Source organism: Pacificoceanicola algae (assembly GCF_049341065.1).
Lineage (GTDB): Bacteria > Pseudomonadota > Alphaproteobacteria > Rhodobacterales > Rhodobacteraceae > Pacificoceanicola.
Genome location: NZ_JBMPIX010000013.1, coordinates 39016 through 64591 on the forward strand (window position 1 = coordinate 39016; position 25576 = coordinate 64591).

The window sequence follows — 25576 nt, forward strand, 5'->3', positions numbered from 1 at the left end:
CATGGCTGCAAGTTATCTGGAAGCGTCGCTCGACCGTTTCGGCCCCAAAGTCCTGCGCGACGACACGATCGAAATCTGCATCAATCCTGACGGACAAGTCTGGGGAGAGTTTCAGGGCGATCACTTCATGCGTGCACTGGGCAGCCCGCTGACCCGGACCGAGATCAAGGACCTCGGCAATCAAATCGCCTCCGCCGCCTCGACCACACTCAGCACCAAGAAGCCCATCGTCTCGGTCTCGATCCTCTATCGCGACCGGCCAATCCGCGCGCAGGTGATCCAGCCGCCGGCAGTAGAAGGCGGGTTCTCCATATCGCTGCGATTCTTCTCCTCCCTGCCGCTCGAGGCGATCAAGCTCGGGTTTCTCTATGGCAAGGAGCGCAGCCTCGAAGGCCTGCGCCGCGAACGTAACGCCGCGCTGCGCGATGTGGTGACATCCGGCGACATCAACGCCGCCCTGCACTTCTGCGTCGAGAACAAGCTCAACATGATCGTCTCGGGCGGCACATCGACCGGCAAGACGGTCGCGGCGCGCAAGATCCTTTCGCTGATCCCGCCCGAAGAGCGGATCATCACCATCGAGGAGGCGGCCGAGCTGCGCCCCGAGCAGCCCAATGTAGTGACGTTGATCGCTGACCGGGACACGGATGCCCGCAGTGCCGATGTGCTCTTGGCCTCAACGCTTCGCATGCGACCCGACCGGATCGTCCTAGGCGAAGTCCGCGGGCGCGAAGCGATGACGTTTCTCGAGGCAATCAACACCGGCCACGGTGGATCGCTGACCACACTGCATGCCGAGACCCCACAACTTGCTGTTCGCCGCCTCGCCATCGCCGCCCTGAAAACCGATGTGCCGATGACCTATGCCGACATGATCGATTATATCGAGGGCTCGATCGACGTGATCATTCAGGCCGGCCGCCATGAAGGCGCGCGCGGAATCACCGAGTTCTTCCTGCCGGGGCAAACCACAGATTTGAACCTCGACACGGTCGACGGCAGAGGCAACAAGAGCCCCTCCGTTGCCGCTGAGTAAAAAAGGAACCCCCCAGATGCGAAGACCAATTCTTGCAGTCATGCTTGCCGCCTTGGCGGGCCCCCTTGTGGCGCAGACTTCGCCTCAGGTCTCAAACGATCTCACAGTCGATATGTCGCCTCAACAGTACCGGATCTGCAACGATCGTCCGTCGCGCCCGACTTGGATGGACGAAATAAATCCGCGTGAAGCCTATAAGGCAGCAGCTTTGATGGAGTTGTACGAAATTCGGGCCTGGGAGGAGATTGCAGAATCTGGCGATTGCGGCTGTGAAACCCGCTTTCCTGCTTGGGATAGCTCCGATGGCGAATATCATGAAAGGTATGCAGTCCTTAGCCAAGCCGAGCATTCGGCGTTTCGCCGCACCTGGATTGAAATAAGGAAGCAACTCGAGCCGAGAGTGCGTACAATCTGCGAAGCTCAAGGCAACTGGTAATGGGCGTCGTCAGCTGGATGGTCGGAACGGCAGACGCGTTCCTTGTCGATGCGGCTGAGTCCCAGTTCGGGGCCGTGGCAAGCAATACCGGCACGATCGTCCTACTGATGGTCACGCTTTCGCTAATCGGCGTCTGCATCAACATGGCATTCCAGTTCCGCAGCATGGATGGGGCCAGCTTCTTCTGGTACCTGATCAAGCTGACCCTTATCGGTCTGTTCGCCTTCAACTGGGCAAACTTCAATGCAGTAGCAAACGCCGTCATTGGAGGCTTGGACTACGTCGCTGGCGCACTGGTGTCTTCGGTTGGCGGCGGAGGAGCCGGAGCCACACACTTTGCCGGCGAATTCGACATCCTGATCGAAAAATTCAGCCAGTACCTGAATGCCATCGGCAGCAACCTGAACTGGATGACAGGCGCGATCCTAGGCGGCATCGGGCTTATTCTTTTGAGCCTCCTTGGCTTCATGACCGGCATCGTCCTCATATTCGCCAAGATGATGCTGACCCTCATGCTCGGCCTTGCTCCGATCATGATCGCACTGTCGCTCTTCGACGCGACGAAGGATTTCTTCCATAGGTGGGTATCGACGACGGTCAGCTATGCCTTCTACCCCATCGTCATCGCAGCCATGTTCTCGACCGTGGTCGGCATGGCGAATTCGCTTCTCGCGCAGCTCGGTGATCCGAATTCGGCAACCAACATCGGATCGCTCGTGCCGTTCTTCGTCATGGTTTTCTTGGCCAAGGGCTTCGTCGCGGCAACGCCCCTGATTGTGCGGGGGATCTCCGGGAACCTGATGGTGGCGGCCGCGCCCGCCGTTGTCGCTGGATCGACAGGAATTATGCGCGGGCTCTTAAACACGGCCGGCGTCAAAGGGAGGTCGCGGATCGGTGCGTTGACAACTGGCGAGGCTATTGGACGAGGCGTATCGCAGAGCCCCGCAGTCGTGCGGAGTGCTGCGGTCACGGCCAGCGCGCAAGTGGTCCGAATGGCAGAAAGGGCAAAGCGGCTAGGGCAGTGAAGAGGCAAGTGTTTTTTGCAAGTCGTGTGGACATCGGCGTCGAGAAGAGCGGGAAGCCGACTGGAGGCAGTGCAGCGTGGCACTCACAGAACAACTGGTGACGTGGTCATCTGAAACTCCTCCAGAAACGACTAGGTTCAGCACTGATCATCGGACGATTTCAAAGTCGTCTAGAGTAACCCCATAGACCTTCTTAAATGTTTCATTACCCCACGCCTCCGCTTGCGTCTGATCGTAGTTCTCGTACAACCAACGGAAATCGCAGAGAAACGGACCGTCTTTGAGGAGCCATTGCCTAGTCAGATCATAGAGAGCCATCGTGCCGTAGAAGCGCTGAAAGGTATCCATGACTGCCTTATCCGTACGGTACGGCCATTTCCTCGGATAGACACCTTCCTTGTCCCCCCGATCGCTGAATAGCGACAGATGGCGCAGCCATACTTCTCGCACGTCCTTCTTGTTCTTGTCCCCCGCCATATAGGCGCCAGGCCAGCAGAAGAACTCGGGGCGCTCGATCTTATCTTGGCATAGTGCAACGAAGTGTGAGAGGAAAACTCTGATCGGAAGATTCATAGGTTCAAACTCGAACGTGCGATACTCCTCCATAAGCTTGTGTAGGCCCGGAGCCTTCACAAGCCAATTAATGACTGCACTCAGCCCCTCCATGGGGTGATCGTAGCCCACATATTTTGTCAGCTCCTCGGATACGGTGATGTACTCCTCCTTGGAGTATTTTGTGATGGACCGCTTGAGGTGTGGCAGCTCCTTCACGCTAACGCAAAGCCTCGTGAAGCGGACGCCAACATCTACGTCGAGAATCAGATCCTCGAAACTCGTCACCTCCAAGGGCAACCCACGCGTAGGATTTATCGACAGGTCGCACACAAGCAGGAACAGCCCTATCAACGGGTCATCCATATGCTCCGGCCATTCCGCTTCTGCAAGTTCGAGGAAGCGCTCGAATGCTTCGACGTAGATCCCCGAGAAATATCCCATGTCGCGCAGCTCGGTGCATGAGAGCGGTTCCTGCTGCGCGTTGTGCAGGAATTGGAGCTGGATGAATCTTGCTTGCCCCTCATAGATCGCGCGCAAGCCTGTTGCAGGCAGCCGCACCGGCGAGCCCCAGTAAAACCCTTCATGCTGAGCAGCATTCAGACGCTGCTCCGCGGCATCCCATTCTGAGGTATTGGGCAGGATTTTGAGCTCCGGGTCGATCGCATCAGCAATCATCCCCACGAGCTGACCGTAGACGATAAAATAGCAGTGCCCAACTGACTCAAAGTGGTTTTCCTTGATCATCCAGTGGACGTGTTTGCGGGGCTCATAGGCGTAGAACTTGTAGTACTCGACGTCGAGAGCGTTGTTCACGGCCGTATTGGCCTGCGCGAGCTTCGCCTGCGCGGAGTTCCCCTCATTCAGAAGGATCTGATCAGTATAGCCTTTCAGGGGCTTTTTGGCACCGATTGTGGCGAGCACCTCCTTGAGCTCACCCATGCTTGAGTGGCATTGAGCCAGGTAGCTGAGGCTGAACAGCAGACCCGATGTCGATCCGACATGTTGCCACCAGTGAATGGTCTCGTGGATGTAGGTCGAGTAAGCCTGAACTACATCAGCTGGGACGGCGCATGTTTCAAATTCGTTCGACTCTATCGTCTCCATAAGTTCATGATTTCGAGGACTTAGGCGCAGCACAAACCGCATGGTTTCATACATACCATGCGCATTCAGACATGCATTAAAGGTCGGTCCCGCTTCGTAATCGTCGCTCGCCGATGCAAGGCGATCGTGATTGAGAACAAAACTGGTCGCAGACTTTTCGATCATTCTTACCTGCTAGAAGCTTGGTTCATTCGGACATCCATTTAGTTGCAGCGACATTGCAGATTTTTCCGTCGTAGACGAAAGCCACGCTGTATCGCGCTCGTGTGGCGGCCACGTACATTTTCGCCGCGGATTTCGCGACATGACTGATGTCGCCCGACGCGAGCCATTTGCGAGCCGACCCGTGCGGGTAGATTAGGACGCGCTCAAAGGTCAGGCCCTTTGACTCGCCGAAATTCATAGCTTCGTGTGGATCACACTTGGTCGCAGCTGAATATCGGAGCACCTGTGGCGCGAAACAGTTCACGTATTCACCAACATCTGCGCTACCTACGAGAAACACTCCATCGTGTCCCGTCACCGTATCATTGCGCGAAACCGTCTTCGGCTCGTTCGGGAAAAAGCCGTCGCCCAGGTCCGCAATGGCTTGGTTGCAGCGGTATGTGTGGGTTTCGTACTCGATCTCAACGAGCCCCTGTTTCTTCCATAGCTCGAACTTATTGATGATGGCCGGACCCGCAAACGCTTTATTTTTCGAAGCGTTGTTCGTGGAAAAGGTGGCCTGCCTATGGTCACCAACAAAGGTGACCGAGACGCCCGCGTTTAGCATCAACTCCAAGAGGTCGAGGTCGTACCCCGCCATGTCTTGTATTTCATCGATGATGATATGGCTGAAGCGTTGCTTAAGTCGTCGCATGATCGCGCCACCCGTTTTCCGGTCACATTGACAAACGAACTTTGCGATCTTGTCCGAATAAATCTGGGAGCCATCGAGGAAGTAATGACTGCGGGTCCGCGCTTCGGGAATGTAAGGAACAGACCTCCCTTCAACCCAATGAATGCCGTCAATCCTACTCGAATGCATGGCTGAACGATAGGGGCGGGCAAGCTCCCGAAGCAGAAATGTGTACCAAGAGATGACCTCTACATGGGACGGAATGATGCGTACGCGTGAGTATGCCTTGAGGTGAATTTCTCGGACATTGTTGCGAGTATAGGTGATCAGGGCCGTTGCTCCCCGCCCTTGCTCCCACGCCAACGCCTGATCGACGACTCGCGTGGTCTTTCCGCCTCCGGCGGCGGATATTACGATGCGATTAGCGGAGGGCACGGGCGATATAGTCCGGAGGCGACCACTCTACTTTCGTTTCGAAGAATTTCAGGCCGGTCTCAGCCTTGTTTTTGACCATGTGCTCGATAGCAGATGCTTCATCTACGAAGGCCTTGCCGAGGACGTCATTGATCTTTGCCAGGCCGTTCTTCTTCAAGAGCTGTGGCTCAAGCGTATGGGCCTGCTCGTCTTTATCGTATTGGATCTTGACGATATCGGAGTTCAGGTAGTCGGCATATTTTTTTTCGAGTGCCGCGACATCAGCATCGTTATCGGTCACGACATCGACAGTCTTTTTAAGGAGGACCGCGATTTCGAGGAAGCGCTTGAAGGCAAGCGAATTTACGGCAATCACATCAACCCCATCCTCTAATGGCATCTTGCCGTGCTTGATCTGGTAGGCTCGTTGGACAATCAACTCGTCTGAAGGCCCCTCCACGAGAATTGACCGCTTTGCGAGGATGAGCCGTAGCGTGTCGTGCCCCGGCAGCTTCATAAAATAGTCCTGCGTAGTCTTATCCTTCAGGTCGGTCAGGTGCGCACCCTCGCCACGGAGGAACAGGAGGACGGACTCCACACCAAGCTTGTTAAGAACGAAGCTGCTATGCGTCGTGATGAATATCTGCCGCGAGCCGGCATTCGTCGCGATGTGGCCAATTAGCTCATTGAGACTGGCGTAGGAGAGGTGATTTTCAGCTTCTTCAATCAAGATGATGTGGGATTTTGCCGACGTCTCCATCGCAAGCTTGATCTTGACCGAATTCTGCTCGCCTTTCCCGACGAGTGGCAAGGGTATGTCGTCCAGGTGAGGCATGATTCCTGCCTCCCAGTTCGCCCGAGCTGACGTGTCGAGCGAAACAGAGATAACCTTGTCGCTGATATTTCCCTTCTTCGACGCGAGCGTGTCGTTAATCGTTTTGACCTTAGGCTCTTCAAGAAAACGGTCCTTCATGAGCCGATAACTCAGAGCAAGGTCCACCTTCTCCTTCGAGGTAAGGCTCTCCTTCACGATGTTGATGACGTAGCGGCTGGCTCCCGCATTGTTCTTAATCGTGCTGGCATCGATCAGGCTCGCGTGAAGTGGAATGGAGCGCGAGTTTAGAATGTCGTTCTCGGCGAAATCCCTCCACTTTATCCAGTAATACTCCATTGGGATCGTTCGAATTTCGGACGGATCGGAGACGTACAGAGCAAAGTCCTCTGCATGCGCAGGATTGAGTTCGATTAGGAGTGATACGCCAGGAAGATCGATTCCAAGAGTATTGTTTTTGCCTTTGAGCTTTGTAAGAGCTGGATCGTCGGCGAGGTACACCTCGATGAGGATCGATGGCGGTTCTGGAGTTTGACCGTTATTTAGCGCTTCGATGTACTCAAGAACGTGATCGAGATTGAACAGATAGGGATGAAGCTCGATCTGTAGGGGTCGGCCATTGAGTTGACCAGTAAGCGCTAGGTGAATCGCTTCAAGGAGGGTGGATTTTCCACTCTCGTTGTTTCCAACAATGACGTTCAGTTCGTTATTGAAGGTGACATTTGCCTGCTTAAGGCAGCGGTAGTTTCTGATAACCGCACGTTGGATGAACAAGCTCGCACCTCCCATTATCGAGTACACTGCCATCAGGCACAACTTTTGCGAGGTCTACAAGGGAAGGTGCCGTTCAACAAAGCCTAGCCGGTGACAAATGAGCCCAAGACTTTCATTGCTCGGTGATCATCACCCGCCGTCCCCAAATAAAGAAGGAGCCAGACTTCATGCGGCGTTTCGGATCGCAGGTTATAGCTCGACGAGGGCGAAGAGCACTAGGCCTGACATCGTCTGTGATCGAGTTGCAGGTGCTTTGCTGCAGCACCGCCTGAACGGCGGCTTAGGGAATTGCTGCCATCCAGCATGAAACGACCCAGAATGTCCGCAGAGGGACGTTCGATCATTTGTACTCCGCGAGTATCGCCCTCGTCGTTTGAACAGCCCCAGTCAGCACAGCCCTGTCTGGCTCCTTAAGCCCCAGCCCCGCTGGATCAAATGACAACGGCACTGGCCCACCTCCACTAGCTCCCGCGCGAGCTGCTCGACCCCGCGCACGATTTGGCCACGAAGGCGTGGAACTCTGCGTATTCGATACGGGCATCTCCGCCGTTGCCGGTGAGGTCGCTACCCCAGAACCATTTGCGCCTGCAGCCGCCCGCACATCCATTAGTTCTTGCTTCAGCTTCTCGACCGTCTCGCGAGTCTCGGACATCTGTCGGTCCCGCCGAAGGCCTTCCTCGTCCGGATATGGGAAGCTTCCCGATTGACCGGCGTGCAGAACCTTCAACACCGGGTCCTCGAAATACTTCACCCTTCTTGCCCGGATCGGCATCTGCGCGTCGATCACGAGGATGACCTCGTCGAGGTCCATGCGTCGGGCCTCATCCTCGGTCAGGAGCGGGGTATCTTCTGTCCTCTCCGAGACGCTGCGCCCTTCGAATGGATTGCGTCCAACAGCACGGGAGCGGGTCACCACACGCTTGGTGGTCTTGCCGACAGCCTGACTCAATTCCTCGATGGTCTTCTGCTCGGACGGGGTGAGGTAGAGCTTCACGCCGGCGCCGCCCTGCAGCGACCTGCGGGTGTTTTCACCATAGATCTCGTCCAGCGCCGGGATCGTCTGGGTCACGATGGCGAGGTTGCCGCCGAAGGAGCGCAGCGTCTTTATGCTTTCGGCGACGATTGGCATTTTTCCGAGCCGGTCAAACTCGTCGAGCATGATCATCACCGGCCAGGGCTCGTCATCAGCGGGTTCCTGTGCTTGCAACGAGGCAATCAGGTCCGAAAAGAAGAGGCGGATCAGCGGGGCAAGCGGTCGGATCATCTCGGATTCGACCACAAGATAGATCGCATGTGGGCGGCGGCGGATATCCCGGAAGGAGAAGTCAGAGGTCGCGGTGGCCGCGTCGATCGCGCGGTTGTCCCAAGTGTCGAGACCCGATGTCATTAGGAGGGAGAGGTAGGAAGTGAGCGTGTCGTTGTTGGTCGACGCCATACGCTCGAAGATCAGTTTGGCCGACTTGTTCTTCACCTCCTGTGAACGCTTCAGGTATTCCTTCTGCTTGTCGCCCCCAGAGGCTGTGATGCGATAGATCTCGCCGATGGTCGGCACGCCCCGCTCGAAGGCCAGAAGGCCGGCCGCCACGAAGAGGTCGATACCCCCGGCCAAAAGCCCGCTCAGCTTTTCGTTGTCGGTTTGCAGGAAGAGCTTCGCGGTGAGTTTCAGCTCCATCTGCTGCCGGTCGGGGTTGGTCATGGCAGCAATGCGCGCCAGCGGATTATAGCGATGTGTCGGTCGGTCCCAGTCGGTCGGCGCGAAGCGGAAAACCTTGTCCCCCATGCTGGCGCGGAAGCGCGAGGTCTCGCGGAAGTTCTCACCTTTCACGTCGAGCACCACAGCCGAGCCCTTGTAGGTCAGAAGGTTCGGGATCACGAAGCCCACGCCCTTGCCGCGGCCTGTAGGCGCCACGATCAGCGCGTGGGGGAAGGTTTTTGAGACAAGGAACGGGCGCCTGGATTTCGGGGAGCCAAGCTTGCCCAGAAGGAAGCCGCCGCCGGGCTTGGCAAAGAAACCGTTCCTCTTGATCTCGCTACGGGTCTGCCAATGCGTCGTCCCGAAGCGAGTCAATGCATCCCCCAGAAGCGTGACGCTCAGCATCAGCGATGTCAGGCCGAAGCCGCCAAGGATGAGGTTCACCCAGAGGAAGTCCTTCGGCGCAGACTGAGACAGACCCCGATATTCGCGGGCAAGTAGGGTGACGTCGAAGCGCGTGGGCGAAAGCCCATAGCGGAACATGACGAACCCGGTCGCCACGACATAGCCCATGGCGAGGCCGACCAGCACGAGGCTCAGCACACCAAGGGCGATCTTGCCTTTATCCATGGGTGATCCCCTTCTCGCCATGGGCCGCGGCGTGGCGCGCGCGCTGCGCCTCGATCTGCTCTTCGGCCAATGCATCGAGAACGCGCTCCATCGCCGGGCCGTGCGCAGTGACCTCGCTGCTCTGGAGATAGGTCCTGCCGAGCTCCAGCTGGCGCAGCGGATCCTCGGTGAACTGGTCGAGGACTTCTGCGTTGCCAGCCCGCAGCGCGTCGATTGCGTCGGGGCTTAGACGTTCGTTGACCTGCCGGACGATGTCCTGCTGCACTGACTCGGAGAGCGGGCCCTCGATGTCGTTGTTTCGCACAAAGGCCATGACTGTTGGCGCGGTCTCTTCCAGATAGCGGCGCTCGGCGTAGTCTTCTCGCGCCTTGTCCTCGATCTCGAAACTGCGCTCGCTGATATAGGCACGCGACGCGCCGAGCGAACGAAGGTGGTTGATTTCGTCCTGGACGGCCTGCCCGAATTCATCATCCGGCATCTCCGTGCGATAGCGGGCGAGGGTGCGGAGCTCTTCGGTGATCGGACCGAGATGATCCGAAGGATCCCGCAACGCGAGGTCCATGTCGCCAGCATGAAGCGTGCGGTCCTGTTCCGATACCGCGTATTGCGGCGGCTTTTGGCTGTCAGTCATCTGGTCCCAGGCCATCGACGCCAGTTCGGCATGTTGCGGCGATTTCTGCGCGTAGGCATCGAACGCGGCGCGGGCCTCTTCCACCTCCACGGCGCCTACCCGCCGCACCGACGGGTCGTCGGAGAACGGATGATCGAAATCCGTCCGGCGGAACTGCGCCACCAGCGCCCTGAACGCCTGCCGCTCCGATGGGGCAAAAATGTCGGACCCGTCTTGCGCGAGATCACTCCCAGGTGTCGTCAACCGCTCACCAAGCGCTGCCTCAGCGTCATCCACCTCGTCGACCTCGGTTGGCGCGCGCAGGACGCGTACATCGGTCAGAACATCGCCCAACCGAACATGCACGGCTTCCAGCCGGTCGAGCGCGTCTCCCCGGTCCGCAGATTTCTCCAGATCGAGGTCGCTTGCTTTGGCAATCGCTTGTAGGTCCTGTGCCAGCCACTGGCGTTCCAATGCGGCATTGCCTGCCCCTTCCCGCAGGCGCGCGGCCACAGCCTCGGCATCGATGCCTGTGCCTTGCAACGCCTCGGCCAGCTTTGGTGCCACCTCTCCATCGTCAAGACGCGCGAGGTGATCTTCACTTAAGTTCGGCCTTGCATAGATGCCGTCCCGGGACGGGGCATCGATCAGGGCGGCGGAGCGATCCCCGAGCGGGTTCAAATGCGCGACCGAGGCCAGAACGTCGGTCAGCTTGCGCTCGATCACCGGCCTCTCGGCCGCCGGCGCTCTGTCGATCGCCGCCTCGATCTGGCGAATGTTCTGAGAAAACTCGGTGATCAACGTGTCGAACGCTGCTTGGTCTTGGGACATGTAGATGGCTCCGTCAGATTGAATCTGACCGCCACTGGCAAGGATGGTGCTGGCCCTCTCGAGCGCCTCGGCCACGTCTTCGAAATTCGAACGTGACGCCTCCGCCGCCAGCCCGCGGTAGATCAACGCATTGTGCCTGACGGTTTCCAGAGCGGCCGCCAGGTCAGCGCCGGTTCTCTGGCGCTCGATAGGGGGACGGCCCTCGTCGCGGGCCTTATAGATTTCATCGATCTCGGCGCGGTAGGTCGTGACGCCACGATCCAGACGACGCGTCGCTTCAAGGCGGATCCCATGAACTTGGGCCGCCTCGACCATCGCCTCGCGAAAGGCGTCGTAGTTGAAGTGATGATCCTTCCCGAGAAAGAACATTTCGCCATCCTTGCTGCGGCGGTTCAGAACGATATGCGCATGTGGATGCGCGCGATCTTGGTGTATTGCAGCAATATAGTCGAATTGCGACCCCTCACCTTGAAAGAACTTCTCGCAGACCGCCTGGGTGATATCGCGCACCTCTTCACCCCTGGTCCCAACCGGGAATGCCATCAGCAGATGCGACGTATGGCCAAGCTTGGGGCTGTAGCGCTCGTTCCACTGGTTCTCGAACCGCCGCGCCACTCGGTTGATCTCGGCTTCCGAGAGCTGCTTCTTCCCGTCATGGGTGCCGCGGCTGTCGAGGATATGGGTCGACTTTGTCGTGAGATATGTGAGCTGCGCCCTTAGCTGCGCCCCGGTGTGGCAGCCCCCTTTCGAGATGGCCTTGAAGATCGCTGGCGAATAACCGCGCGCGGCCCGCACCATCTGCGCGCCCTTGGAAAGCCCCTGCCAGGATCCCGAAACTCGGCTCCAGCCGCGGTCAAAGAGCGCCGAGTCGATGCCACGGACCGGGTCACTCCGCGCCATTCTCATCCCTCCCGGCGAGGCCCGCCAGGGCTGAGCTGATCTCAAGGTCCAGCACGCTGCGACGCGCACGCGACATTTCCTGGACCTGGTCGGCCAGATCGAAGACCAGACCCGCAAGGGCGCGGACGTCACGGTGACTTGAGGCCGGGTAGGACAGTCTCTCGCCCCGCACCTTGGCCTCGTTCAGACGTCGCGCGATCTGGTTCACGTTGTTGCCAACCCGGTTGAGCGCGGCGCCGAGGCTGCGCAGCTCGTCGCACAACTCGTCGTCGGGCATGAAGACACCTTCGGCCGCCAGCATCAGGCGGCGCATGGCATCCGAGCGGTGCGCAATCCCGCGCCGCGACAGCGCCGCGTCGAACCGGCGCAGGTCGTCGTCCGAGACCCGGATCCCCACAACCCGCGATCGGCTGCCGTTCGCTGTCTGACGCTCACCCCAGTGGTTCACCACATTGTAGATCGTCTTCAGGCTGACATCGTAGCGCGCGGCCAACGACGCCGCGGAGACGCCGTTCCGGCGGTCCTGGGCGATGGTCGAGCGCTCGATCTCTGACAGTCTGCGACGGCGGGGCATTTTGAAGTTAACGTTCCTATTTCTTGCCAACTTCGTACAAGCCCGCCGACTCCCAACGCAAGTGGAGTCGGCCATAAGGGCTTGTACTCAATGTAGAAAATCGCCCTACAGGGGCGATTTTCCGTCCTTTGTCAAATGGATCGCGCTTTGCGCTCATTGCACCACGCGATGCGGTCTCTGCATTGCGCATCGCGTCTTTTGCGCCCCGTCTCTTGCACCCTGCAAGACGGGTTTTGCCACGTGCTAACCGTCTCGCGTCACCCGCAGAACGCCATACGCGAGACTGCCTCCCGTCGTCTGGAGCGCGCTATCCGTCAACTGCATTCCGTCCGCAGCACATCGCCAAGTGCATCCCGACATTTGGAGGGTGTGTGGTGCCTCGCGACGAATGCTGAAGGCGCCACGGCAGACGTCGCAGGGTCATCGCACAACGCCGCCCGCTGCATGCCAAACGCGGGTCGCATCCCGACTTCTGCTTGACCCCTCCGCCTCATGCGTTTAGCGCCACTTTAGCATTATTGTTGCGATTCACTATTTTTGCGGAGGATCAGAATGCCGAACGAAAATCTTGTGGTGATCGCAGCGATGGCCCGGAAAGGGGGCAGTGGAAAAACGACGCTTTCGCGCGCCTTGATCAGCGCCGCGATCGCCGCCGGACGCAGAGTGATGTTGATCGACACGGACAGCACGAGAGTACTCGGGGCCTGGCATGCTCGGGCGCAAGCCGGTGGGTTGAGTTCGCCGCTTCTCTGCTCGGCCACCGTCGAAAGCGTGGCGGGTGTCGAGGATCAGATCGATCAGGTCTACATGGCAGGCACAGCAGACTTCATCTTCATCGATACCGCAGGGGTCGGTGCCGAATGGTCAGACGGCATTGCGGTGCTTGCGGACCACATTGTGACGCCCGTCATGCTGTCGACGTCTGATTTCGATGTCGGCGCGCAGACGGCTGATTGGTTTGAGAAGCTGAAATCCCGTGTTGACGACCCCTCCAGCCTTCCGCGCCACCACGTCGTCCTCAACATGGTCGACCCGAAAACAACCCGTGCTGACGCCGCCCTGATTGAAGAAGCGCTCACCCGTTTTCCGGTGATTGAGACCGTCATGATGCGACGAAACACTTACAAGGAGATGGACCAGAAGGGGCTTCTCCACGCCTTGGCGCTGGAAAAGCAATCTGATCCAAACCCTCTGATGCGTCCACATGTACGTCATGTCGTCGAGGCGCTCGAGGAGGCGACGGACATCCTCAACAACATTCTTGCTGCGTGAGGACAGTCGATTGCGCAAGAAGATCCCGACCATCACTAGGCCCGACCCAGCCTATGCCGCCACCCTGCGACAGGGTGACCGCGAGATTCCCGGGAAGGAAGATGAGGCACAGGTCACAGCAACAAATACAGGCACCCCAGCCGCTGACGTTGACGCTGATCGGCACGAGTCAGAGCGTACGCCGGAAGGTGCCATGGCGCCGCACCAAGTCACCGCGGAAAGCTCTGCCCTGCATACCAGCCTGAGAGCTCCCGTATCGGCGCGAGCTTTGAACCCGACCCGGAAGATCGACATCAGGGTCAACGCACTCGAACGACAGGAAGCAGCGCTGGAGACTTGTGGTGTTGAGCCAGCACATGTGGTGCGTGCCGCCCTGCGCCGTGCAGTCAAAGGCTGGCAACTGTCGCCGGTCTTCGCCCCAGTCGCGGAGGAGCGACGCACTCGAAACACGCAGTGGCAGGCCCGTACATCTCTGGCAGTAGATGCGGCCAGCCTGGGTGTCCTCCTACGGGACCACGACCCCCTCGACGTCTTGAGTAAATGGGCTCTGATCCGCGGCCAGGTGGAACCACGCATATGGGGCGAGATCGATGCGATCCTTGAAGAAATTGCCATTCGTGCTGCATCGCCGCATGAACCGAACGCGCCGTAAGATACCTATCTGAAAAGACAACTTGCATTTCACCGGTGGATTTCTGCCCACATAGAACAGTTCATCTTGCAGTTGCAGAAACCTAGTCCTAACACCAGCTAACAGGAATTTCAGACCTCAGTGGTGACGAGTTACGAGGTCCATTTAGGAGGAACGCATTATGAATACGAAGCCCCGCCTGACTGGCGAACCGATCATGCGCATCCTCTGCAAGACATCTGAAAATCTGGTTGGCTACCTTTACCAATGGAACAATGGTGACGTGCAGCCTGCCTGGTTCGACGGCGCCATGGCGGACGTTCTCTATGAACCATTCATTCAAGCGCCGGAACAAAACCCTGTCGATCCGAAGACCCCCAGACCGCGTCAGCAAGATCTGACGCACCTTGAAAAGGCCTAGCTCAAGGCCTCGCGTCGGTTTGTGGGTCATACCATCCCGCAGGTCCTTTGAGCGATAGAGTTGACTTCTATGCCTCAGAGGTGATCTAGATATGAGTTATAGAAAGGATGTCTATAACTCATGGCTTGGAACTGGACGCTGCCCGATTGGCCGGATTTCCGGTATGACGCCTCCGCTCTGGAGGCGTTCGAGCAGAAGTTTCTGCTGTCGTCCGGAGAAATCCTCGGCGCGGTCCATCATGTCAGCCAGCCGGAGCGCGAGCAACTCCGCATCGAACTTCTCAGCGAGGAAGCGATGCAGACGAGCGCCATCGAGGGTGAAATCCTCGACCGGCTCAGTGTCCAGTCTTCGCTGCGCCGCCATCTGGGCCTCGATCCGGACAGCTACCCTGCCAAACCGCGCGAACAGGGCGTCGCGGAAATGATGGTCGACGTCTATTCCAATTTTGCAGAGCCGCTGACCCATGAGACACTGTACCGCTGGCATCGGATGCTACTGTCCCATGACCGTCGGTTGGAAATCATCGGGGCCTACCGACAACATGCCGAGGCGATGCAAATCGTTTCCGGCCGCCTTGACCGGCCGACGATCCATTTCGAAGCGCCGCCCTCGGAGCGGGTCATGCCTGAGATGGAGCGATACGCGGATTGGTTCAACAAGACCGGGCCGGGGGGAGCAGAGCCGCTTCCAGCGCTGACGCGCGCAGGGCTAAGCCACCTCTATTTCGAGAGCATCCACCCATTCGAAGACGGCAACGGCCGCCTGGGTCGCGCCCTCGCTGAAAAGTCGCTGGCGCAGAACATTGGCCAGCCGACCCTCATCTCGCTCGCCTTCACCATCGAGAAGGAGCGCAAGGCATACTACGACCAGCTCGAGCAGCATCAAAAAACGCTCGACGTGACCGATTGGCTCGTCTGGTTCGCGGAAGTTGTCTTGAAAGCCCAACAGGTCACACTCGACCGCGTCGGCTTCTTCATCAGCAAGGCACACTTCTACGATCGTCACAGAGACCACTTGAACGAACGCCAGGCCAAGGCCATCGCTCGAATGTTTCGGGAAGGCCCTGGCGGTTTCAAAGGCGGCCTCAGCGCCGACAACTATCTCAAGATCACAGGAACTTCACGCGCAACCGCAACCCGCGATCTGCAGGATCTGGTCGAGAAAGGTGCGCTCAGCCGAACTGGAGATCGACGCCATACGAGGTACTGGCTGAACCTAGATGGGAGAGCGTGAATGGTTGGTAGAAAGCCCGAGATGTTAACTATTGCCACATACGGCATGACGCGCAGTGCCCAGATTGGATGTTCCCTCTTTGTGCCAACCAGCGTAGAGTGGCCGTCAAAAAGGATTGAGCAGGATGGCACAAAAATCTGAAATCGAGTGGACAGACGCGACGTGGAATCCCGTTACCGGCTGTACAAAAATCGGTCCGGGCTGCGACAACTGCTATGCGGAACGATTTGCGGAACGGTGGCGTGGTATAGAAGGGCATCCTTACGAACAAGGATTTGATCTGCGTCTCTGGCCGTCACGACTTGACCAACCGGCTCGTTGGAAGAAGCCGCGTATGATTTTTGTCAATTCAATGAGCGATCTATTTCACAAGGATATTCCGATCAGTCACATCGACGCCGTTTTTGACGCGATGGAGAGGGCCAATTGGCATGTGTATCAGGTTCTCACCAAACGCTCTTCGCTGATGCGAAACTACGTGAAGAAGAGGTACTCTGGAGAAAAAGTCCCTTCGCACATTTGGCTCGGCGTGTCCGTCGAGGACAGCGCACACAAGAGCCGAATCGAACACCTGCGCCAAATCAACTCAGAAGCGCGATTTATTTCGTTTGAGCCATTGCTTGGCAGGATCGGGAACGTGGATCTGAGTGGCATAGCCTGGGCAATCGTCGGGGGGGAAAGTGGACCAAAGGCGAGGCCGATGGAACCGTCATGGGCAACAGAATTACGCCTTGCATGTGAAAAATACGACGTTGCATTCTTTTTCAAGCAGTGGGGGGGAGCCCGTCCAAAGTCTGGCGGACGGCTTCTAGAGGGAGCTGAGTGGAACGGCTTTCCATGGCAGATTGTTCCCAAAGAAATAATGGCAGAGCTGACGAGTTAGGAACGCGATGGCGACGAACTTCATCTGGGGACCTGATGGCAATCTCCCGCGAATTGAGGAACATACCAAGCGTAAGCTCGATGTCCTCAAGAACTATCTTGATGTCTATTTCGACACAGTGGTTCGCAACCCAGCACAAGATCGTTTGAATATTACTCTCGTGGATGGATTCAGTGGAGGCGGCGCATATTCCGATGGAAACGACACACGAGCCGGGAGCCCGCTTGTTCTCCTCAATGCTGTTGAAGAGGCGACCGTAAGACTGAACGAAGGTCGCGCAAAGCCTCTGGAAATCAATGCACGCTTTATCTTTGTGGATGACGAACGCGAGCATGTGGCCGCCCTGAAGAGGGAGCTGCGCGGGAGAGGGTACAAAGAGAACGACCCGCAGATCTCTGTATTAGAAGGAAAGTTTGTAGAACACTTGCCGACAATCATGGCTGAGATCACGCAGACTCAGCGCAAAGGCCGATCCATTTTCTTTTTGGATCAGTTTGGCTACTCCGACGTGCCAATGTCAGCGATACAGACGATCTTCACTGCCCTTGATAGAGCAGAGGTCGTCCTCAATTTCGCCATAGATAGCCTCTTGAACTACCTACAGGACGCTTCGGCAGAGCTTCCTCTATACCAACAATTTGGCATCGATTCCCGCTTCATCGCTGATTGGAGACAGCGAAAAGATGAGAATATGGGCCGCGCCCTTACACAGCGTGCGCTCATGGCACACATTCATGCAAAAAGCGGAGCCAAGTTTTTCACGCCATTCATGCTGTGGTCGCGCACGGATAACCGATGGATGATGCTTGCACACCTATCGCAACACCAAGCTGCCCGCGACAAGATGCTTAGCGTGCACTGGCAGGAACAGAACAGCTTCACCCACATTGGTTCTGGCAGCTTATTTTCTTTGGGGTATGACACGCGGTTGATCGAAAGTTGCGACTCGCTCTTCAACTTTTCAGAGATCGATCGAACCAAATTGAGTACGGAGCTCGTGAACGCCCTGCCAGCCGAAGTCCACCAAATGATGGAAAATGGGCAGTTGGACGTCGCACGCCTGTTGGATGAGATTGGCAATCGAACAGCGGGCACCAACGACGACATTTTTCAGGTACTATCCGAATTGGCACAAGCGCGTGAATTAGAGGTTTTATCGGCCAACGGAACGCCGAAAAGGGCAGGAACGCGTATTTCTATCAAAGATCGACTTATCAGACCTAGCCAACCAACATTATTTTTTCCGTCGCGCTGGTAGCCCGCCGCGCCTTTTCCTGGTCAAACCTTCGCAACGATTTCTTGGGATTGAACGTCGTACTCGAACAAATGAAGGCGCCCCTCTTCAATCAGTTTCGCCGCACGGCCGACATGGTCCGGCAAAACGTAAAACCATTCCTTTGGAAAGACCTTCTTCCCGAAGCGGTCCGTCACAAAGAGCTCTGCCGGCCTGGCCGTCGCGAAAAAGCGGTGGAGAAGGTTCTCAACTTTGCGGCGGGACAGGTTTTGAAGCTCGTAGGTCGCGACGATGTCCACTGGTGCTAGCAAAAAAGTTGGATCGTTGCGAGCATCTGCAACCCGGCGCGAAACATCCTGACTGGTGACACCGATCTTGTGCAGGATCATTCGCTGAGTTCTGATCGACGGATCATCCGAGCGCGACCGAGCGACGTAAATTGTCCCAGACAATTCGAGTTGATCAGATTCCCAGTCCGGATCGAGGGGACCAAGCCCGACCTTCTGAACCATTCTGGCCGTCTTATCGTCGTTGAGCGACTTGCGGAACGAAGACATAAGAGGATCACTCTCCATGCCGTTGGAAAAGATGACCCGAAGTCTGTGGTCACGAGAGCCCCCTCGCGCGGACATCTCGGATTTCTCAGCGATCATCGCGAGAAGGCCGTTGCGGATGAAGAAGTCGCCTTCTATGGGCTCAATCACGGACCATTTCTTTACGGGCAGTGCTTGGCGGTCGCCCGCTTCCAAAGCCTGCTGCACCGCTTCAAAACGCTCTGCGAACTGGTCGAAATCGCGACAGGGAACAAATTCCGCCCGATGATCGGGCAAGTGTCGCTCTGCGGCAGGCGTCGTATGTTTCAAATCGATCAGAGACGCATCGACGGAAAGCTCTTCATCGTCGAAAATATCATCTAGGCTGTCAGGCACGTCAGAAACTAGCGGCTCATCTCGCCATGATTTCAATGCCTGCGCTGTCTCGTCGTCCAAGAGTCCAAACCGGTCCTCCAGCCGCATCTGGTCTGTCGGCGCAGACTTGATCGATGCCCAGATCGAACCGAGCCGCATCTCGTCATGGTCCACCGCATCAGGATCGGGAACGCGCCCGTGTTTCTCAAAGAACGCTGAGACTTCTCTCAGCGCGCCAGCCCCTTGGTCGGAAACTACAGTGGCGCGGCTGCCGCGCAGCCTAACGTCCAACAGGCCGAATTCATCGTCTTCCGCAAATATGTCATCCAAGCTCGGCCGCGTCATTGCATCGCGCCCTCGCGCAGCCGCTTCGCCTTCTCAGCTTTCAGCCAGGCCAGTGCCTCTGCCATCCGCTTCTCCAGGGGATCGGCAGAATGAACGTTCGGCTCACGTCCTTCACTGGCCCGGAACGCCTTGATCCTCGGCCAAAGTGTTCGAGCCTCGTCGCCGGTCATATTGACCCGCAATGCAACCATCGCCGATTGGACATGTGCCAAGAGCTCCGAGTTCAAAGACTTCGATGCGACCTCGAACCGTTCACGAAAGGTGTTCACGCTATCGATGAGCTCAACATCGATGTCGCGGACGTTGATGAATTTCTTAACCATCTGCAGCAGCGTATTGGGGGCGCTGTCTCCGGCTTCATCACCATCGTCGTCAGAAGCGTCCGCCTTGCCGGGGCTGCCGGTCAAAGGTGACTGCCCTTCAGCGAAGCCACGCTCAGCTTCTCGCCGCGCCAAAGTTAGCACGTTCATATGCGCCGCAAGGTGTTGCCGAACAGACTCGGCCTCTTCTGAATCCAGAGTTTCGTATCTGCGCTCGATGATGTCCGTCAGAACCATTTGCGTGGCAACCTCAGGCGCCGTGTCGGGAGAAAGGACCCGTCTATCCATTTCCTGGTAGGCGGTAGCCATCAAGTCGTGCATGTCCTTCTCGCAGATTTCCCGAGCTCGATCAGTGGGTGGCTCAATCAGTCCCTTGATACCGATTGTAACGTTGCCTTCGGCGTCAGTCCCGACCGGGGCACGCACGTCGCCATCCTCGCGCCGATAGAATTTGAAGTTGGGTGCCAACACCTGCTCCATAAGCAGAGAACCAGAAATGGCCTTCAGCATGTCGTTGACCGCGTCCGTCACAACGCCGGTTTCCACACCCGGCTCGGCAACCAGGTTGGTGAAGAGCGCACGCGGCTTACCCGGCGCATCGCGAGTGGCTCTCCCGATAATCTGCACGATTTCTGTAAGCGATGACCGGTAGCCGATCGTCAGGGCATGTTCACACCAGACCCAGTCGAACCCTTCTTTCGCCATACCAAGCGCAATTATGATGTCGACCTTCTCGCGGTCCGCCGTATCGTCTCGACGACCATCAGCGCCTTTGATCTCTCGCGAAAGCGCAGATTTAACGATGTCCCGGCCTGGTCCGTCATCAACCAGATCGGCGATTTTCAGAATCTGCCCATCTGGCCTGCGGACCAGATCAAATCCGGTCTCAGGATCGCGACCTTCATGGACACCCAAGAGGTCGAGAATCTTTCCGACTTCGTTGTATTTGTCGTCGAATGCCTCGGACGACCCCCGATGAGGAATGTGGATGATCGTCTTTTGGTCAGGGTTCAGCACCCCTGGCAATCCGTTGACGTAATTGCCCTTGTAGAATTCGTAGTTGATCCCGAGTGCCTTGAGAAATTCGTAGCCTTCCAGCTGCTCGTAGTAGCTGTAGGTGATCTTGGTGAACCGATCCTCATCCTCTGGCCGCAACACTGGATCCGCATCCCCGCGGAAATAGCTGCCGGTCATTGCCATCACATGGCATTCCGCTCGGGAAATCAGACTGCGCAGGATCACGCCCAGCCGGTTGTTGTCGGAGGCAGAGACATGGTGGAATTCGTCAATGGCGATGAAGCAATTGTCAAAAGCCTCGATACCCGCAGTTCTTGCCACCTCATCGAAACCGAAGCGGAATGTGGCATGGGTGCAGACCAGCACCTTGGCATCGCTTTCCAGGAACGCCTGAAATGCCTTGACCTTTTGCTTGTCTGCGTCCTCGCCCGTCAAACAGAGGTTCCAGCGATCATCGACGTCCCAGTCCGCCTCAAACCCGTAGCGGGTCAGATCCGTCGAGCGGAATGACCCGCCAATCGATGTCTCGGGCACGCAAACGATCGTCTTTTCCAGCCCCTGATGAAGCATCTTGTCGAGAGCGACGAACATGAGCGCGCGGCTTTTGCCAGCTGCGGGCGGCGCTTTGAGCAAAAGGAACTGCGCCGCTCGTGCGGCATAGGCGCGGGCCTGCATCGGACGTTGGCCCAACTTGTTGGTTGTCGAGTTGGAGCGCCCATAGGTAACGTTCACCATTTCAACCATGTCATTCTCCCTTCGGGCGCGCGTTGATAATCTGGTTCACACGGCAGCGAGTTGCGACCCATGCCTCCAGGTCCGGTGAGGACCACTCGATTAGCTTTAACGCGTCTTGGTACTTCGATGATGGGCCTTTGTCGAAGATAGCATTGTGGTGCGCGATGCGGTTGCGCCAGCGGCGCACGCTTTCGATCAAGTCGTGCAAGTCTTCGAGGTTTGCGCTCCAAGGAGCGTGCTTGAAGTTCTTCTGAAATCCCTTAGGGAACAAATAACGCTTGAAGCGCTTGGTCGTGAGGTGCTCCCAAAAGCCAAAAGACAGAGCCGAAACAAGATGATGGGTGTCAAATGCAGCACGATGCTGCGCTTTCTCATCAGACAACGCAATGTCGAGGTCATTCAGTCTCGGACCATCCAATAATTCCCTGAAGGTCCTGTCTTCAAACCAACGATTGCCCTTGTAGAGAAGCGCGGAATGTATGCTGTTCCGGCAGGTCACTTCCGCCATATGCAAAGCAAAGTGGAAGGCCTCGGACAGGTCGCAGTTCCAGAGGTAGATGTCCTCGCGCGCCACCCCGGCATCACCCGCCGCAGGGGCGTATCGCTGCAGTCTTCGGTCGCTCAGGCAGTCGGTTAACAGCTTCTGAACCCTAAGATCGGTCAGAGTTTGAACTTGATCCGTGGCCACATCAGCGCTATCTATTGCTTCGTGAGACGCGGTGAGGTTGCCTTTAGGTGCTTCGGCAGGCTTCTGGCCCCTCCCGTGGACAAGATCATGAGGCGGGCCTTCGGGCGCCGCCTCGCTTGTTTTTTGGGGCGCGTTCTTATCGGTCATTTCGCACCCGCCTTCTGACCACGATCTTTCAAGATCGCTTTCTCGAACCAAGCCGGCACGCTAGCAACGTCAGCCTCAGAAATGTTCTCGGGCACGTCCTTCCAGAAAGACACGATGGCATCAGAGAATGCCTGAAACTGGGCATCGCTGACTTTAAGATCAGTATGGTCCAGAACATCGCTCGAAGACCACGCAAGGCGCGTTCCAGCATTCGGATCAGGAAGAAATTCGGGGAAACTTTGCTTCAGATCGTCCAGCGACGTCCCTTTGCCATGCTTGTAGACGTTGACGACCAGACGGCAGGCATCCAACAGCTTGAAGTACCCGGTGCTGCGGATCTTCCAACCGAGGCCTTCGAGCAGGTCAGCGAGGTCTGAAAAGTTCGCTTTCCAGATCTTTTCGGCGGCCATATCCCCTCGGTGCCAGTGCCTGACCTCGGCAACCAGCCAATCGCGAAGCTGCTTGTCCCATTCATGGAACATGCCCGCGACCACACTCAGCTGGGTCTGATCACGCATATCGGAGAGCAGGCGATAGAACTCGATGCCGGCCTCTCCGGCCGCCTCATAGAAGCTCCCCGGATCGTCTCGGTCAGGATCGAAACGGTGACTATTGTTCTCGAGCCAGTCTTCCGAGGCCTTGTCTGCCTCAGCTTCTATGTTCTCAAACTGCGTGAGAAGCCGCTTGCGTGCTTGTTCAACATAGAACAAGTGCCCGTCGATCAGCGACTGGCGAAACGGTCCCCACATCTGGAACAGTACATAGGTCCCCGTCATGCCCGCGCCCCCTTCTTGTCTTGCGACTTCACCTTGGCGGCATAGAGCTTGAAGAGCTTTTCAAGCCGCTCGGTGTCGTTGCGGAAGGGGCGACCGATATACATCGTCTCCAAGAGATCATCGTTTTCGCGATGAAGGGCGCGCAATGCGTCGGGCATTTCTTTAGGATCGTAGAGTTCAGAGATTGTCTTCGGAAAATGCGAGTAACGGCATTTGAGTATCCGGCGAGCCGACGTAGAAAGCTGCAATCTTTGCTCATCAGAGAATTTCGGCACTGGGAAAGTATTGTAGACAACTCGAACGGAATATCTAAATCCGTTTCCAATACGACCGCCGACCGTGGCCAACCAAAGCCGGTGTAGTGACGAAGAAATTATTGCAAAAAGGTAATCCTCCTGATCGTAAATTGCAAAGGCCTCCTTGCTCAATACATTGCCAGCAGACAGCATAGTGGCGGGGACGTACTCACGATCCGAGGACTGAGAGTTTGGCACTGCAATGCAGGGCCTATCTTGAAATGTGGAGTAACAGAACCGATGAGGCACGTGCGCGACCTTCCTTGCATCGCGCCCTGCGCTTGATCTATATTTCGCACATGCCTCTATCCGCTCTCGAATTGGTTTTACGTCCAATGCCTCTGCCAATCGATCATCGGAGACCCAGACGCAATATCTCTGCTTTCCCTCGATCAACTCATCCCCGCCGATGTAGGGCAACAAAAATGGCTGAGAGCGCGCATCCGCCGAGATCATTTCTTCCCGCTCCGAAACCGAGACGGAAAGGCGCTTGCCATCCACAGGATTGCTGCCCATTACCATCTCAGGCAGATCAAAGATCTGCTTGTTGGAGGCTACAATCGGAATGAATCGGAAGGGGATCAGATAAGGACTTATCTCTTTCGCGGTAGTAACAACGTCACCATCAAACAAACGCGCTTCCGTGGCCGTACCTGCTTGCATTCCAATAATGGTAACCCACACGCCCGCATTGTCTGCCGCCGAATTGCGCCACATGAACGGCCGATAGGCAAATTTTATTCTATGCGAATACTCAAAAAGTGCCCCCCACATAGGAGCCACTTGTTCGCCTTGGCAAATAGAGCTTGTGGCAACGAGTGCAAACGGGCTTGATCCGTCCCCATATCTTGCCGCTTTGAAGAACCAGGTCGCGACGTAGTCGAGAAGAAGCAACTCACCAAGTCCGTTGCAGACCATATCCTCCGTTTGCCAATCCTCTCTCTTTTTTGCGCCATAGTACGGCGGGTTCCCCGCAATGAATACCTCATGATCATCGCTAGATGGTGGGCAAATCGTCTCCCAGTCTTCCCGAAGCGAGTTCCCAACGTGAATGTTCGCGGAATCTTTCAGGGGCAGTGCTGCGGGGCGGCGGCCAAAGACTTCGGCAAAGCTGGCATTGGCCTGATATTCGGCAATGAACAGCGCGAGCTTTGCGGTCTCTGCCGCAAAGTCAGCAATCTCGATCCCATAGAAATTGCTGATCGGGATGGCCGAAAACATCTGCATCGAGCCGGGGCCGTTGAGTTCCTCCAGCCGCTGCAGGATTCGCGTCTCTCGCGCTCTGAGTTCGCGGTAGGACACGACCAGAAAGTTGCCCGAGCCACAGGCGGGGTCAAAGACGCGAATGCGCGACATGCGGTCCAGCACTTGCTGCAACGCTTTTGCGCGGTCCCAGGCCTTGTGGATCTCGGCATCCAGATCATCAAGGAACAGCGGCCCGATCACCTTCATGATGTTCGGCACCGAGGTGTAGTGCATCCCCAGTTCCGAGCGCTGCTTGGGATCAGCCACCGACTGGATCATCGAACCGAAGATGTCAGGGTTGATTTCGCGCCAATCAAGATCGCAAGCATCGCGAAGGTAGCGGAAGGAGATCGTGTCAAACCGCGGTGCGTCGATGGTGCCCGCGAACAGCCCGCCGTTTACGTATTCCAGCTCTGCCGTCCATGACGGCAGGGAGCCGCGCTTGTCCTTGGGCAGGTTCATGGCGTTGAAGGCGGTGATGATGGTTTCACGCGCCTCCTCGCCCTTGTCGCCCGCATGAGTGAACAAAAGGCGCGAGAACTGGTTGTCCGGGAAGATGCCGACGTCTTCGGCAAACATGCAGAAGATGAGCCGCATCATCAGCTGGTTCATCTCGTGCCGCCGCTCGTCGCTACCCCAGTCCGGGTTGGCCTTGGTCAGCGCGTCATAGAGGCGGGCGAGTTTACCAGTTGCCTTGACGTCGACAGGGTTCTCTTCGACCGCGCGGTAGCGTTCCTTGCCAGCGGCGGGTAGGAAGAAGCCGAAATGATCACCGAGCTCATTGAAAGTGCAATGGAGCGTGTCGCCAGAAGCTGGATGCTCAGCCGCAATTGTTTCGCCATCGGTCGCGATCAGGATCGCGGGCTTGGACGCCTTGGTCTTCTTTGAAGCGCGCAGTTGATCGAGCGTTACATCAGTCAGGCCCTTTAGTGCAGGCGCGTAGTGGAACTTCTTGTTGAACAGAACGCCGCCTGGAAGATCCGACTTGTTGGTCGAGCCATTGCGAAGCTTCGAGATCGCTGCCTTGGCCGCGTCCGTCGCCTCGGCAAATGCAAAGGGGAATTCATTCGGATCAAATGGCTTGGCCGCAATCTCGGCAAGGGCATCGTAAATTTCAGTCGGGTTCATCAACAGGCCTCGGAATTCGTTACACTATTCGTAGTCAAAGAAGCC

The 25576-nt window shown here is 57.0% G+C and carries 20 protein-coding genes; 9 read left to right on the forward strand and 11 right to left on the reverse strand.

Translation table 11 applies throughout. The features are described from left to right. The first annotated feature begins 1 nt into the window (after position 1). Genes ACOYQJ_RS17210 through ACOYQJ_RS17220 form a run of 3 tightly spaced genes read left to right on the forward strand, consistent with a single transcriptional unit; the run spans position 2 to position 2497 of the window. Positions 2–1036 (forward strand): ATPase, T2SS/T4P/T4SS family, encoded by a 1035-nt coding sequence (locus ACOYQJ_RS17210; RefSeq protein ID WP_422907255.1) that lies wholly within the window; start codon positions 2–4, stop codon positions 1034–1036. A 16-nt stretch (positions 1037–1052) separates the two neighbouring features. Beyond that, positions 1053–1472, forward strand: coding sequence for a hypothetical protein (locus ACOYQJ_RS17215; protein ID WP_422907256.1), 420 nt, complete (start codon positions 1053–1055; stop codon positions 1470–1472). After that, positions 1472–2497, forward strand: a complete 1026-nt coding sequence (locus ACOYQJ_RS17220; protein ID WP_422907257.1) for a TrbL/VirB6 family protein — start codon at positions 1472–1474, stop codon at positions 2495–2497. Before ACOYQJ_RS17215 ends, ACOYQJ_RS17220 begins: the two co-directional genes overlap by 1 nt. 147 nt (positions 2498–2644) lie before the next feature. Here the strand turns inward: ACOYQJ_RS17220 and ACOYQJ_RS17225 are convergent, their stop codons facing one another. The 6 genes from ACOYQJ_RS17225 to mobC form a co-directional block, all read right to left on the reverse strand. Continuing rightward, positions 2645–4321 (reverse strand): hypothetical protein, encoded by a 1677-nt coding sequence (locus ACOYQJ_RS17225; protein ID WP_422907258.1) that lies wholly within the window; start codon positions 4319–4321, stop codon positions 2645–2647. A gap of 22 nt (positions 4322–4343) precedes the next feature. Next, entirely contained in the window at positions 4344–5429 is a 1086-nt protein-coding gene (locus ACOYQJ_RS17230; protein WP_422907259.1) for a UvrD-helicase domain-containing protein, read from the reverse strand. After that, entirely contained in the window at positions 5416–7014 is a 1599-nt protein-coding gene (locus ACOYQJ_RS17235; protein WP_422907260.1) for an ATP-dependent nuclease, read from the reverse strand. The genes ACOYQJ_RS17230 and ACOYQJ_RS17235 overlap by 14 nt, the downstream gene beginning before the upstream one ends. A gap of 340 nt (positions 7015–7354) precedes the next feature. Beyond that, positions 7355–9337, reverse strand: a complete 1983-nt coding sequence (locus ACOYQJ_RS17240; protein WP_422907261.1) for a type IV secretory system conjugative DNA transfer family protein — start codon at positions 9335–9337, stop codon at positions 7355–7357. Continuing rightward, on the reverse strand, positions 9330–11678 hold the full coding sequence (locus ACOYQJ_RS17245) for a relaxase/mobilization nuclease domain-containing protein (protein WP_422907262.1): 2349 nt from the start codon (positions 11676–11678) through the stop codon (positions 9330–9332). The genes ACOYQJ_RS17240 and ACOYQJ_RS17245 overlap by 8 nt, the downstream gene beginning before the upstream one ends. Continuing rightward, positions 11665–12252, reverse strand: a complete 588-nt coding sequence (gene mobC, locus ACOYQJ_RS17250; RefSeq protein WP_422907263.1) for a plasmid mobilization relaxosome protein MobC — start codon at positions 12250–12252, stop codon at positions 11665–11667. Before mobC ends, ACOYQJ_RS17245 begins: the two co-directional genes overlap by 14 nt. 585 nt (positions 12253–12837) lie before the next feature. Between mobC and ACOYQJ_RS17255 the strand changes: the two genes are divergently transcribed. The 6 genes from ACOYQJ_RS17255 to ACOYQJ_RS17280 all read left to right on the forward strand — a co-directional run bounded on the left by ACOYQJ_RS17255 (position 12838) and on the right by ACOYQJ_RS17280 (position 17950). Continuing rightward, entirely contained in the window at positions 12838–13524 is a 687-nt protein-coding gene (locus tag ACOYQJ_RS17255; protein WP_422907301.1) for a nucleotide-binding protein, read from the forward strand. Between the two features lie 10 nt (positions 13525–13534). Then, on the forward strand, positions 13535–14176 hold the full coding sequence (locus ACOYQJ_RS17260) for a hypothetical protein (RefSeq protein WP_422907264.1): 642 nt from the start codon (positions 13535–13537) through the stop codon (positions 14174–14176). Positions 14177–14336: 160 nt separating this feature from the next. Next, entirely contained in the window at positions 14337–14576 is a 240-nt protein-coding gene (locus tag ACOYQJ_RS17265; protein ID WP_422907265.1) for a hypothetical protein, read from the forward strand. Positions 14577–14696: 120 nt separating this feature from the next. Continuing rightward, on the forward strand, positions 14697–15809 hold the full coding sequence (locus ACOYQJ_RS17270) for a Fic family protein (protein WP_422907266.1): 1113 nt from the start codon (positions 14697–14699) through the stop codon (positions 15807–15809). A 124-nt stretch (positions 15810–15933) separates the two neighbouring features. Further along, on the forward strand, positions 15934–16692 hold the full coding sequence (locus tag ACOYQJ_RS17275) for a DUF5131 family protein (RefSeq protein WP_095590964.1): 759 nt from the start codon (positions 15934–15936) through the stop codon (positions 16690–16692). Between the two features lie 7 nt (positions 16693–16699). Then, positions 16700–17950 carry a three-Cys-motif partner protein TcmP gene (locus ACOYQJ_RS17280; RefSeq protein ID WP_422907267.1) on the forward strand — a complete coding sequence of 417 codons (1251 nt, stop codon included), beginning with the start codon at positions 16700–16702 and terminating at the stop codon, positions 17948–17950. A 20-nt stretch (positions 17951–17970) separates the two neighbouring features. On the opposite strand, the gene ACOYQJ_RS17285 is transcribed toward ACOYQJ_RS17280, so the two are convergent. The 5 genes from ACOYQJ_RS17285 to ACOYQJ_RS17305 form a co-directional block, all read right to left on the reverse strand. Further along, a complete protein-coding gene (locus ACOYQJ_RS17285) occupies positions 17971–19179 on the reverse strand; it encodes a GIY-YIG nuclease family protein (protein ID WP_218631362.1) in 1209 nt (402 codons plus the stop codon). After that, positions 19176–21191: a DEAD/DEAH box helicase gene (locus ACOYQJ_RS17290; RefSeq protein WP_422907268.1), complete on the reverse strand. Its 2016-nt coding sequence runs from the start codon at positions 21189–21191 to the stop codon at positions 19176–19178. Before ACOYQJ_RS17290 ends, ACOYQJ_RS17285 begins: the two co-directional genes overlap by 4 nt. A 70-nt stretch (positions 21192–21261) precedes the next feature. After that, complete coding sequence (locus ACOYQJ_RS17295) at positions 21262–22086, reverse strand: hypothetical protein (protein ID WP_422907269.1); 825 nt, start codon at positions 22084–22086, stop codon at positions 21262–21264. Further along, a complete protein-coding gene (locus tag ACOYQJ_RS17300) occupies positions 22083–22862 on the reverse strand; it encodes a hypothetical protein (RefSeq protein WP_422907270.1) in 780 nt (259 codons plus the stop codon). The genes ACOYQJ_RS17295 and ACOYQJ_RS17300 overlap by 4 nt, the downstream gene beginning before the upstream one ends. Next, complete coding sequence (locus ACOYQJ_RS17305; protein WP_422907271.1) at positions 22859–25531, reverse strand: class I SAM-dependent DNA methyltransferase; 2673 nt, start codon at positions 25529–25531, stop codon at positions 22859–22861. Before ACOYQJ_RS17305 ends, ACOYQJ_RS17300 begins: the two co-directional genes overlap by 4 nt. Between the last annotated feature and the right edge of the window lie 45 nt (positions 25532–25576).